This is a genomic window from Amycolatopsis sp. NPDC104863 (assembly GCF_055582965.1).
On the sequence record NZ_JBVJOW010000004.1, the window covers coordinates 50,745 to 62,466 of the forward strand.

Here is an 11,722-nt window from a genome sequence, read left to right on the forward strand (position 1 = left end):
GGTCAATCAACTACCGCCATCCGGCGACTTCGGTAGCCCGCTCGGCTCAGTGCGAAGGTCGGGCCGGTTGCTGCAGGTGTTCGCCGAAGAAAGACGTCACTCGGCGCCATGCGTCCTCGGACGCTTCGTGGTGGTAGGTGAACCCGACGACCTTGAGCAGCAGGTTCAGCGGCGGCTTGACCTCGACCTTGTTGGCGAACCCGTGGCTGGCGCCGTCGTACTCCTCGACGTCGTGCGGGATCTCCCGCTCGGTCAGCGCCGTCTCCAGCTTGGCCGCGGCCCCGCGCAGCGAGAAGTCCTTCTTGCCGAAGCTCGCGACGATCGGGCACGCGTCGTCGAGCACCGAGAGGTTCTTCGGCAGCTGTCCGTAGTACGGCGCCGACGCCTCGAAGCCGCGAGACGCCGCGACGAGCGCGAAGCCGCCGCCCATGCAGAACCCGGCGATGCCGATTCGGCCCGAGGAGTCCGGGTGCGCGGCCAGGAGCGCGCGCGACGCCTCGATGTCGTCGAACGTCCGGCCCTGGTTCGCGAACATGTCCGAGAACACCCGGCGCACGCACCGGCGGAAGCCGCCCCGCGCGTACAGGTCCGGGCTGAGCGCGAGGTACCCCTCGCCGGCGAAGCGGTCGGTGATGTTCTTCGTGTCCTGGCTCAGCCCGAACGCGTCGTGGATGAGCACCACGCCCGGGTGCGGGCCCTCGCCGGCGGGCTCCGCCAGGTAACCGCCGATGGTGCCGTCCGAAACCGGAATCGTCGTCTCCATATAGCGACGATAGCGCGTTCAGTCCAAGGTGAACGGGTCGTAGGAGATGCGCTCGAGGTCGATCCCGGCGGCCAGCAGCTTCGCGATCGTCGCCTGGATCATCGGCGGTGAGCCCGACACGAGAACGTCGTGGTTCTTCCACTTCCCGCGCTGGGTCACCGCGTGCGCGAGCGTGCCGCGGTCACCGCCGGTCACCGCGCCCTCCTCGGTGACCGGGGTGACGGTCAGCCACTTCGACACCGCGGAGATGCGCCGCAGGTCGTCCAGCGCGTAGAGGTCTTCCGGTCTTCGGCCGCCGAAGAAGAGGTGGACCGGCGGGTTCCGCTTCCAGTGCGCCAGGTCGTCGAGGATCGACACGAACGGGGTGACACCGGTGCCGCCGGCGATCATCAGGAGCCGCCGTCGGGTGGTCGTCGGCCGGACGAAGAGGTTGCCCATCGCCGGGCCGAGGCGCCAGACGTCACCCGGTTTGGTGTGGTTGACGATGCTGCCGCTGACCCAGCCGCCGGGCACCGTGCGGACGTGGAAGCTCATCTGACCGTCGCCGCGCGGGGCGCCCGCCGGCGAGAGGTACCGCCACATGCGGGGGCGCTGCGGCACCTCGACGCTCACGTAGCTGCCGGCGCGGTACGGGAGCAGGCCCTCGGTCTGCACGCGCACCAGTGCGACGTCGCGGTTGAGCTTGCGGTGCTCCAGGACGGTGGCCGCCCACGCCGCCGGCCCGGTCTCCGCCTGGGCGGCCTCGCGCATGGTCTTGGCGATGATCCCGTACGCCGTGGTCCACGCGGACTCGACCTCCGGGGTCCACTTCTCCTTGAGGAACCGCTTGAGGGCGGCCAGCAGCGCGATCCCGACGGCGTCGTAGTGCCGGGCGACCACGGCGAACTTGCGGTGGTCGCGGCCCAGCTGGCCGAGGAAGGTGACCAGCTCGTCGGGCCGGTCGACCATCTGCACCACGTACACGATCGCGCGCAGCAGCCTGCTCCGCTGCGTCGTCATGGTGACCGGGAAAAGATCGCGGCAATCGGGGGCGACCACGAACAACGCGCCGTAGAAGTACTGCGCCAGTTCGTCGGCTTTCGGCTCGACCGCCGCAAAGCTTTCGCGGATCAACCGGGCCAGCTCGCGGCCTTCGACGGCCGAAACGGGAACGGCTTCGGGCGGTTCGAAGACCTTTACGGATTCAGCACTCATCGGGAACGGTGATCTCCAGTCGTGCCAAGGATTTTCCACGTATGCATGCGGCGTCGCTGTCGCTGTGCCGCCCCCGAGGGTTCCCGACTGTAGGCGCATTCCCGTGCAGATGCGCGTGATTCCGCGCGTTCCCGCTCGAACGGAGCAATTTCACCACGCGCGGTAAACCTCGCCTGGCGCAGCGTAAAAACGATCACCCGAACGGATTCGGCGGACCCGGTAACAATTCCCGGAGTTCGGCCGACTCTTTCACGGTAGGAGTGTCGGGCGCGATTTTCCGGAACTAGTCGATCGTGAACGGGTCGTACTGGATCTGGTCCAGCGCGCTGCCCGCCACGAGCATGCGCGACACCGTCGCGCGGATCATCGCCGGCGAGCCGGCCACCAGGATGTCGTGGTCCGGCCAGGGGCCGTACCGGGTGACCGCTTCGGCCAGCGTGCCCTGCTCGAACCCGGGGACTTCGCCACCGCGCTCGACCACCGGCGTGATGTTCAGCCAGGGGTTGACCGAGGCGAGCGAGCGCAGTTCTTCGAGGTCGTAGAGGTCCTCGCGGGACGGCCCGCCGTAGAACAGCCGCACCTTGGGGTTCTCACCCCACAGCGCGAGGTGGTCGAGGATCGACCGCAGCGGGGCGACGCCGGTGCCGCCGGCGACCATCAGCACACCCCGGGAGGACTCCCGGTCGACCGTCAGCCGGCCCAGCGGCGGGCCGAGCCGCCAGACGTCACCGGGCTGGGTGTGGCTGACGATGGCGCGGGAGACCCAGCCGCCGTCGATCGCGCGGACGTGGAACTCGATGCCGCCGTCCTCGCGCGGCGCGTTGGCCGGTGAGAGGTACCGCCACAGCCGTGGCCGCTGCGGGACTTCGATGCTCATGTACTGGCCGGGGTGGTAGGGCACCGGCTGGTCGGGCAGCAGCCGGACCAGGGCGAGGTCCCAGGTCAGCCGCCGGTGCTCGACCACGGTGGCCTGCCACGACGGCGGGTTCGTGTCGGAGGCGGCGGCGTCCTGCATGGCCCGCGCGGCGATGGTGAACGCCTCGGCCCACGCGCGCTCGACCTCGGGCGTCCACTCCCGGCCGAGGTGGTTCTTCAGCGACGCCAGCAGCGCGGTGCCGACGGCTTCGTAGTGGCGCGGGACCACGCCGAACTTGCGGTGGTCGCGCCCCAGCTGCCGCAGGAACGGCGCGAGGTCGTCGGGCCGGTCGACCATCTGGACGATGTGCACGAGCGCGCGCACGAGCCGGCCGCGCTGGATCTCCATGTTGATCGGGAAGAAGTCGCGCGTGGTCGGCGCCAGGGTGAACAGCATCCCGTAGAAGAACTGGGAGACCTCCGCGATGTACGGCTCGGCCTGCGCCCAGCTGTCGCGGATGAGCTGGACCATCGCGGTGACGGCCGCCGGTGCTTCACGCGGGGCCGACGACCGCGGGAAGGGGCTGACGGAGTCGGCGGTCATGTCTCGGTGTTCGCTGGTCGGGGACGGCTGAGCGGGGGCACCCGGTCATTCACCGCCGGCCCGGGCGCGGCGAACGCACTTCCGCTCAACGCCGCCTCCTGGGTCCATCGCCACTGCTTCCACCTCGTCACTCGCCACGCGTCGCGCGCCGCTCGTCCGCAGGGTATCCGCCGGGCGGCCCTTTGCCCGCATTGTTGCTCCGACCGGGTGTATCACCACCACGGACGGCGTGGGGGACCTCACCGGAGGCGTTCCTTGCCCGCGCAAGCGATGGACAATAAACTTGTATTGCACAAGTAATGGCTGTTCGGGGGTTCCGGGTGGCGGAGCCCCCGGCCCGGGGCGAAGCCCCGGTGCAGCACTGGCGGAGGAGGGTCCGATGGGCTTCGACGACACCGACGACGTCCGGGTCGAGCTCATGCGCGAGCTGAAGACCGCGTCCCAGCTCCAGCACGCCTGGATCATGCAGGCCTGGCAGGACCAGCCGGGGCTGCACCCGGCGGCCGCGATGCTGCTGTCCGACCTGGCGAAGAACGGCGAGGCGCGGCCGTCCGAGCTGGCGAAACGCCGGTTCGTCGACCTCTCGGTGGTCAGCAGGCAGATCACCCAGCTCTCCGCCGCCGGGCTGGTCGACCGCCGTCCCGCGCCCGAGGACGGCCGGGCGTCGCTGGTGAGCGTGTCCGAGAAGGGCCGGGCCGAGCTCGCCCGCTGGCGCGCCAACTACCTCGAGTTCATGGAGAAGGCGCTCGGTGACTGGGACGACGAGCGCGTCACCGACCTCATCGGCCGGCTCGCCGAGATGAACGCCGACCTCCGCCGTGCCCTCGGCAGCGCCGCGTGTCTCGCTGACACGACCAAGTGACCTCCGGTGAACCAGTCACACCCGGAGTGGCATTTTGCACTCCGGAAATTGTCCGTTCGGGCCTGACTCGGGGGTGCGCCCCAGGGTTACCTTCGGTGGGTGGCGCGTAGCCGGGTCGCACTGCTGTGCGCGTTGGGGGTCGACAACTTCGGCTCGGGTCTTTTCCTCCCGTTGGCCCTGGTCTACGTGACGCAGGTCGTCGGGGTGCCGCTCGCCGTGGCGGGCACCGCCGTCACGCTCGGCACCGTCGTCGGGCTCGTCGTGCCGCCGCTGGCCGGCCGGCTCGTGGACCGCGTCGGGCCGCGCGCGGTGGTGATCGGCGCCCAGCTGCTGCAGGCCGCGGGGGCCGGCGCGTACCTCGTCGCCGACAGCGTGGGCCTGGTGGTCGCCGCCGCCGTGCTGCTCGCCTCCGGGCAGCAGCTGTTCTACAGCTCGTTGTTCGTGCTCATCGCCGACGTCGCGGGCGACGTCCCGAAGGATCGGCCGTTCGCCGAGGCGGGGATGGTGCGGGCCGGCTGCTTCGGCCTCGGCGGGCTCGTCGCGGGCGCGCTGCTGACCTGGCTCGGCGCGGCCGGGTACCGGATCGCGCTCCTGGTGGACGTCGTGACGTTCCTCGTCGCCGCCCTGGTCCTCGCGGTGTCCGTCCGGCTCGCGCGGCCGCACGAGCCGCAACGTGAACGGTCGGTCAAGGTGCTGCGCGACCGGCCGTACCTCGCCCTGATCCTCTTCAGCGCCCTGTTCGGCCTCTCCCTCGAGTTCTTCCTGATCGGCACGCCGGTGTTCGTGCTCGACCGGATGCACGGCCCGGCCTGGCTGCCCGGCGCGATCCTCGCCCTGCTGACCGTGGTGACCAGCCTCGGCGGCACGCTCGCGCTGCGGCTCACCGCGAAGCTGACCCGGATCGCCGCGATGCGGGCGGGCTCGGCGTTGTTCGCCGCGTGGTGCCTGGTCAGCCTGGGCGTGCTGCTCGTGCCGGACGGCTGGCGCGTCGCCTACCTGCTGGCGGCGACGCTGGTGTTCGCCGCGGGTGACCTCGTGTTCGGACCGCGGTCGGGCGCGCTGGCCGAGGCCGCGGCACCTCCGGTCGCCCGCGGGCGTTATCTGGCTGCGTACCAGTACGCGTTCACGGTGGCGCAGGTGATCGCGCCCGCCGTGGTCGCGTTGTTTTCGGTGGCCGACTGGTTACCCTGGGTGCTGGTCGGCGCGTGCGCCGCCCTCGCCGTGGCCGGGCTCGGGATGCTCGGCAGCCGGTTGCCGGCCGACGCCGTCGCACCCGGTCAGAGTTGAGCGGAACAGACTCAAGTTTTCGTGCGTTAAGGATAGTGTCAGGTCTCGGTCAGGCCTGTCACCAGGGGGTTTTGAGTATTTCAGCGAAGCATCGAGCATGAGGTGAGGGATGGACGCTTTCAACCCGACCACGAAGACCCAGCAGGCGATCTCGTCCGCGGCGCAGGCGGCCACCATGGCCGGCAACCCGCACGTGTCGGCCGCCCACCTGCTGGGCGCCCTGCTGGCGCAGGGTGAGGGGCTGACCGCACCGCTGCTGACCGCGGTCGGGGCCGACCCGGGGGTGGTGCACAAGGAGCTCGAGCCGATCATCGCGGCGCTGCCGTCGGCGACCGGCGCGACCGTGTCGAGCCCGCAGTTCGACACCTTCGCCGTCAAGTCGCTGACGCACGCGCAGAAGCTCGCGACCGAGCTGGGCGACGAGTACGTCTCGACCGAGCACCTGCTCGTCGGGCTCGCGACCGAGGGCGGCCAGGTCGCCGACCTGCTCAAGCGCCACGGCGCCACGCCGGACGCGCTGCGCGACGCGTTCGTCAAGGTCCGCGGCTCCGCCCGGATCACCAGCGAGGACCCGGAGAGCACGTTCAAGGCGCTCGAGAAGTACGGCGTCGACCTCACCGCGCGCGCCCGCAACGGCGAGCTCGACCCGGTCATCGGGCGGGACACCGAGATCCGCCGTGTGGTGCAGGTGCTGTCGCGGCGCACGAAGAACAACCCGGTCCTGATCGGCGAGCCCGGCGTCGGCAAGACGGCGATCGTCGAGGGGCTGGCCCAGCGGATCGTCGCCGGGGACGTGCCCGAGTCGCTGCGCGGCAAGCGCGTCGTCGCCCTCGACCTGGGGTCGATGGTGGCCGGCGCGAAGTTCCGCGGCGAGTTCGAGGAGCGGCTGAAGGCCGTGCTCAAGGAGATCACCGACTCCGCGGGCGAGGTCGTCACGTTCATCGACGAGCTCCACACGATCGTCGGCGCCGGCGCGACCGGCGAGGGCGCGATGGACGCGGGCAACATGATCAAGCCGATGCTCGCCCGCGGTGAGCTGCGGATGGTCGGCGCGACCACGCTCGACGAGTACCGCCAGCACATCGAGAAGGACGCCGCCCTGGAGCGGCGCTTCCAGCAGGTGCTGGTCGGCGAGCCGTCCCCCGAAGACACCATCGCGATCCTGCGCGGGCTGAAGGAGCGTTACGAGGTCCACCACGGTGTCCGCATCACGGACGCCGCGCTGGTCGCCGCCGCGACGCTGTCCGACCGCTACATCACCGCGCGCTTCCTGCCGGACAAGGCCATCGACCTGGTCGACGAGGCCGCGTCCAAGCTGCGCATGGAGATCGACTCGCGGCCGGTGGAGATCGACGAGGTCGAGCGTGCCGTCCGGCGGCTCGAGATCGAGGAGATGGCGCTCGCCAAGGAGAGCGACGCGGCTTCGAAGGACCGGCTGTCGGCGTTGCGCGCCGAGCTGGCCGAGAAGCGCGAGACGCTGACCGCGTTGACCGCGCGCTGGCAGAACGAGAAGGGCTCCATCGAGAAGGTCCGCGAGCTGAAGGAAGAGCTCGAGCAGCTGCGCGGCGAGTCCGAACGCGCCGAGCGCGACGGTGACCTGGGCAAGGCCGCCGAGCTGCGCTACGGCCGGATCCCGGCGCTGGAGAAGGAGTTCGAAGCGGCCACCGCGGCGAACGAGGCCAGCCAGCAGAACGTCATGCTGAAGGAAGAGGTGGGCGCGGACGACGTCGCCGACGTCGTGAGCGCGTGGACCGGCATCCCGGCCGGCCGGCTGCTCGAAGGCGAGACCGGCAAGCTGCTCCGGATGGAGGAGGAGCTGGGCCGCCGGGTCATCGGGCAGGCCGAGGCCGTGCAGGTCGTGTCCGACGCGGTGCGCCGCGCCCGGGCCGGCGTCGCCGACCCCGACCGGCCGACCGGCTCGTTCCTGTTCCTCGGCCCGACCGGCGTCGGCAAGACCGAGCTGGCCAAAGCGCTGGCGGAGTTCCTGTTCGACGACGAGCGGGCGATCCAGCGGATCGACATGAGCGAGTACGCCGAGAAGCACTCGGTGGCGCGCCTGGTCGGCGCCCCGCCGGGCTACGTCGGGTACGACCAGGGCGGGCAGCTGACCGAGGCCGTCCGGCGCCGGCCGTACTCGGTGGTGCTGCTCGACGAGGTCGAGAAGGCCCACCCGGACGTCTTCGACGCGCTGCTGCAGGTCCTCGACGACGGGCGGCTGACCGACGGCCAGGGCCGGACGGTGGACTTCCGGAACACCATCCTGATCCTGACGTCGAACCTCGGCTCGCAGGCCATCGCCGACCCGTCGCTCGACGAGCGGCAGCGGCGGGACGCGGTGCTGCAGGTGGTCCAGCGGCAGTTCAAGCCGGAGTTCCTCAACCGGCTCGACGACATCGTGGTGTTCCACGCGCTCGGCACCGAGCAGCTGACGTCCATTGTGGACATCCAGGTGGCGCGCCTGGCGGCCCGGCTGGCCCAGCGGCGCCTGCACCTCGACGTCACCGAAGGCGCCCGCGAGTGGCTCGCGCTCAACGGCTTCGACCCGATCTACGGCGCCCGCCCGCTCCGGCGGCTGGTCCAGTCGGCGATCGGCGACAAGCTGGCCAAGGAGCTGCTGTCCGGCGAAATCCGCGACGGCGACACGGTCCGGGTCGACATCCCGGACCTGGAAGCGGGCGACGCGTTGACGGTCACCCGCGTCTGAGATTCACCAGGCCAACCGGCGCTCGTCTTCGCAGACGACGCCGGTTGGCCCGTTTTCGTCCACAGTGGCCAGCCGGATGGCCACTTCGGCGCCTTCGTCAGGGGTGCGGGTGCCGCGGAAACCGTTGAAGTCCGTGGCGACGTGACCGGGGGCGGCGCCGTTCACCTTGATCTTCGTGTCCGCGAGCTCGCGCGCGTAGTGGACGGTCAGCGCGTTGAGCGCGGTCTTCGAGGACGAGTAGGGCATGGACGGCTGACCCACCCAGGCGCCTTCTTCGCCGAGGGAGCCGCGTTTGCTGGTCACGTTCACGATCCGGCCCGCGGGTGAGCGCCGCAGCAGTGGCAGGAACGCGTTGGTCACGCGGACGACCGCGAACACGTTGGTCTCGTAAACCCGGCGCAGCGTTTCCGCGGACTCTTCCGACGGCTTCCCGTAGCCGCCCGCGCTGATCCCCGCGTTGTTCACCAGCACGTCCAGTTCACCGATTTCCGCCACGGCGTTTTCGACGTCCTCGTCGGAAAGGACGTCGAGCCGGACGAAGCGCGCCCCGACCTCCTCGGCCGCGGCTTTCCCGCGCCGGTCGTCGCGCGCTCCCAAGTAGACGGTGAATCCCCGCCGGACGAGCCCGGCCGCGATCGCCTTGCCGATGCCCTTGTTGCCGCCCGTCACCAATGCTGTTGTCATGACAACAGCGTACGCCGAAGTTTGTTGTCATGACAACAGCGCCGTAGAGTGCAGCTCGTGGAACGGCTGAGCAAGGACGACCAGGCGTTGTGGCACGCGTGGAAGCGCGCGGCCGAAACCGTGCGCGCGCGGGTCGTCGAAGACGTCGCCGCCGCGACCGGACTGTCCGATCCGGACTTCGGCGTGCTCACCCGCGTCGCCGAAGACGGGCGGGGACGGCTGCGGCAGAACCTGCTCGCCGACTCCATGGGCTGGCACCGCAGCCGGTTGTCGCACCACCTGACCCGCATGGAGCAGCGCGGCCTGGTGACGCGGCGGGCCGTCGACGGCGGGGTCGAAGTGCTCATCACCGAGGCCGGCCGCGTGGAGGTCGCGCGGGCTCGGCCGGTGCACGCCGCCGCCGTGCGGGCCCACCTGGTCGAACCGCTGGGAAAAGCCGGCCGCGCCACGTTCCTCGCCGGTCTTGAAGCCCTGGCCGAATCGCGCGATTAGACGATTTGTCGACCCGGCAGCGGCTAAATGGTCCGAACGGGCCCGGCGACACGGGTACCGGCGATCATCTCTTCGGCGTAGCAGGCGATACCCTCACCGTCGTGGGTATTCCGGCGTGGATCTGGTTCGTCATCGCGGCCGTCGCCCTGGTGGCGGGCCTCGGGCTGCTCGCGGCCGACCGGGCGAAGGAGGGCTCGCGCAACCGCGAGCGAATGCGCTGGGCGCAGTTGCGCGGCTGGCAGTTCGTCGAAGAGGACGAACGGCTGCCGCAGCAGTGGTCCGGCGGCGCGATCGGCTACTTCGGCGCGGACGCCGCCGTCAACGTCGTCGCGGGGTCGACCTTCACCTCCGACGGCCGCCGCCCGGTGTTCATCTTCGACATCGAGTCCGAGGGGCAGATCCCCGCGGTCGTCGTCGCCGTGCGCTGCAACAAGAAGCACAAGATCCCGATCGAGATGTGGCTGTCCAGCGTGCCGTTCCAGCGCGCCGACATGCCCGAGATGCTCGGCCCGATCGGCTCCCGCTACGCCTTCGCGGACGACGCCGACGGCGCCCGCGTCGTGATCACCCAGGAGCTCGTCGACGCCGCGGACCAGCTCGGCGGCGACGTCGGCGTGGCGTGGCTGGAGAACGAGTGGGTGCTCGCCAGCGTCGTCCCGACCGCCGGGCCGTCGCGGCTCGAGCGCCTGCTGCGCGACCTCGGGGAGATCGCGGACATCGTCGACCCGTTCGACGAGGACTACGACGCCGGCCGCCACCAGGCGAGCGCGCCGATCCCGTCCACCGGGAGCACTCCGCCGACCCCGGCCGCGGGGATCCCGGCCCAGCAACCCCCCGCGGAGCCGCCGGCCTCGCAGGACTAGAGCACCCGCTGGTCCAGCACGCTGACCGCCAGCGTGCCGCGCAGTGACGTCGTGCCGCCCTGGACGTGGACCACGTGGTCGACGCCGAGGTCGCCGCTGAACGAGCCTGATGTCGTCTTGACCAGGCCGGATGCCGGGCCGAGCTGGCCGCCCAGCTCGTGCTTCTGCTCGACGTCGAGGACGCCGGTGAAGCTGCCGTGCTGCTCGGACGTCGCGCCGATGGCGCCCAGCGTGCCGAGGTCGACGCCCTGGCCCGCCGACCGGTGCACGCTCACCCCGCCGGTGGTGACGTCGACCTGCTCCGCGTTTTCGCTGAGCACGTCGACGCCGTTCGGCAGCCACACCCCGGTGTGGCGGGTCTCGGCCGCTCCGGCTTGGGTGAGGCGCTGTTCGCCGGTCGTGATGGTGGTCAGCTCGCCCAGGCGCAGCTCGCGCCCGTCCTGGTGGCGGTAGTCGATCGGCAGGGTGCTCTCGGCCGGGGCGGCGAGCGCGGTGGCGGGGGCCGCGAAGAGCAGGGCCACGGGCGCCGCGCCGGCGGCGACCATGGGCAGGTAGCCGCTCTTGCGCCTGCTGTGCTTACCCATGATCGGGACGATAACCCGAGGCCGAAACGGCTGCACCCCGAGGCCCTGACCTGTGGGTATCGTTCACTCACATGACCACCACCGCTGTGATCACCGGAGCCACCGCGGGCATCGGCGCGCAGTTCGCGCGCACGCTCGCCGCCGAGAAGTACGACCTGGTGCTCGTCGCCCGGGACACCGCGCGCCTGGAGGCGTATGCCGCTGAGCTGCGGGAAAAGCACGGTGTCGCCGTCGAGGTGCTGCCCGCCGACCTGTCCGAAGTGGACGGACGAACGGCCGTCGAAGAGCGGCTCGCCGCCGGCCCGGTCGACCTGCTGGTGAACAACGCCGGGTTCGGGCTGAACGGCGACTTCTGGACCATCCCGCCGGACGCGCTGCAGCGCCAGCTCGACGTCAACGTCACCGCCGTGCTGCGGCTGACCCGCGCGGTATTGCCCGGCATGATCGAGCGCGGCCACGGCGAGATCATCCAGGTCAGCAGCGTCGCGGGCTTCTTCAGCGGCCGCGGCTCGACCTACACGGCCAGCAAGAACTGGGTCACGTCGTTCACCGAAGGCATCGCCGCGTCGCTGCCGAAGGGTGTCCGGATGATGGCGCTGTGCCCGGGTTTCACCGCGACCGAGTTCCACGAGCGCGCGGGCATCGGCAAGCCCGGCCCGAAAATCGCCTGGCTGGGTGTCGAACAGGTGGTCGGCGAAGCGCTCGCGGACCTGCGCCGCGGCAAGGTGATCTCGGTGCCGAGCCTGCAGTACAAGGCCGTCGTCGCGATCGGTGGCCTGCTGCCCCGCGCGGTGCTGCGCCGGATCAGCGGCGGCCGCGGCCGGACCTGA

Annotated in this window: 11 protein-coding genes; 6 read left to right on the forward strand and 5 right to left on the reverse strand. The window is 70.8% G+C overall.

What is annotated here, in order from left to right:
* Window positions 1–46: 46 nt before the first annotated feature.
* The 3 genes from ACZ63J_RS21635 to ACZ63J_RS21645 form a co-directional block, all read right to left on the reverse strand.
* On the reverse strand, window positions 47–763 hold the full coding sequence (locus tag ACZ63J_RS21635; protein ID WP_465406555.1) for a dienelactone hydrolase family protein: 717 nt from the start codon (window positions 761–763) through the stop codon (window positions 47–49).
* Between the two features lie 18 nt (window positions 764–781).
* Window positions 782–1,885 carry a globin domain-containing protein gene (locus tag ACZ63J_RS21640; protein WP_465406612.1) on the reverse strand — a complete coding sequence of 368 codons (1,104 nt, stop codon included), beginning with the start codon at window positions 1,883–1,885 and terminating at the stop codon, window positions 782–784.
* A 355-nt stretch (window positions 1,886–2,240) separates the two neighbouring features.
* A complete protein-coding gene (locus ACZ63J_RS21645) occupies window positions 2,241–3,416 on the reverse strand; it encodes a globin domain-containing protein (protein ID WP_465406553.1) in 1,176 nt (391 codons plus the stop codon).
* Between the two features lie 379 nt (window positions 3,417–3,795).
* Between ACZ63J_RS21645 and ACZ63J_RS21650 the strand changes: the two genes are divergently transcribed.
* The 3 genes from ACZ63J_RS21650 to clpB all read left to right on the forward strand — a co-directional run bounded on the left by ACZ63J_RS21650 (window position 3,796) and on the right by clpB (window position 8,269).
* Window positions 3,796–4,278 (forward strand): MarR family winged helix-turn-helix transcriptional regulator, encoded by a 483-nt coding sequence (locus tag ACZ63J_RS21650; RefSeq protein ID WP_465306892.1) that lies wholly within the window; start codon window positions 3,796–3,798, stop codon window positions 4,276–4,278.
* Between the two features lie 99 nt (window positions 4,279–4,377).
* Window positions 4,378–5,565 carry an MFS transporter gene (locus ACZ63J_RS21655; protein ID WP_465406552.1) on the forward strand — a complete coding sequence of 396 codons (1,188 nt, stop codon included), beginning with the start codon at window positions 4,378–4,380 and terminating at the stop codon, window positions 5,563–5,565.
* A gap of 109 nt (window positions 5,566–5,674) precedes the next feature.
* On the forward strand, window positions 5,675–8,269 hold the full coding sequence (gene clpB, locus ACZ63J_RS21660; RefSeq protein WP_465406550.1) for an ATP-dependent chaperone ClpB: 2,595 nt from the start codon (window positions 5,675–5,677) through the stop codon (window positions 8,267–8,269).
* Window positions 8,270–8,272: 3 nt separating this feature from the next.
* Here clpB and ACZ63J_RS21665 read toward each other — a convergent pair whose 3' ends face one another.
* On the reverse strand, window positions 8,273–8,953 hold the full coding sequence (locus ACZ63J_RS21665; protein WP_465406548.1) for an SDR family oxidoreductase: 681 nt from the start codon (window positions 8,951–8,953) through the stop codon (window positions 8,273–8,275).
* A gap of 57 nt (window positions 8,954–9,010) precedes the next feature.
* Between ACZ63J_RS21665 and ACZ63J_RS21670 the strand changes: the two genes are divergently transcribed.
* Window positions 9,011–9,445: a MarR family winged helix-turn-helix transcriptional regulator gene (locus ACZ63J_RS21670; RefSeq protein WP_465333539.1), complete on the forward strand. Its 435-nt coding sequence runs from the start codon at window positions 9,011–9,013 to the stop codon at window positions 9,443–9,445.
* 101 nt (window positions 9,446–9,546) lie between these two features.
* Window positions 9,547–10,308: a hypothetical protein gene (locus ACZ63J_RS21675; RefSeq protein WP_465306902.1), complete on the forward strand. Its 762-nt coding sequence runs from the start codon at window positions 9,547–9,549 to the stop codon at window positions 10,306–10,308.
* Here the strand turns inward: ACZ63J_RS21675 and ACZ63J_RS21680 are convergent.
* Complete coding sequence (locus tag ACZ63J_RS21680) at window positions 10,305–10,892, reverse strand: hypothetical protein (protein ID WP_465406546.1); 588 nt, start codon at window positions 10,890–10,892, stop codon at window positions 10,305–10,307. The two genes, ACZ63J_RS21675 and ACZ63J_RS21680, sit on opposite strands and share 4 nt — an antisense overlap.
* A gap of 71 nt (window positions 10,893–10,963) precedes the next feature.
* On the opposite strand from ACZ63J_RS21680, the gene ACZ63J_RS21685 reads away from it, so the two are divergent.
* On the forward strand, window positions 10,964–11,722 hold the full coding sequence (locus tag ACZ63J_RS21685; RefSeq protein WP_465333542.1) for an SDR family NAD(P)-dependent oxidoreductase: 759 nt from the start codon (window positions 10,964–10,966) through the stop codon (window positions 11,720–11,722).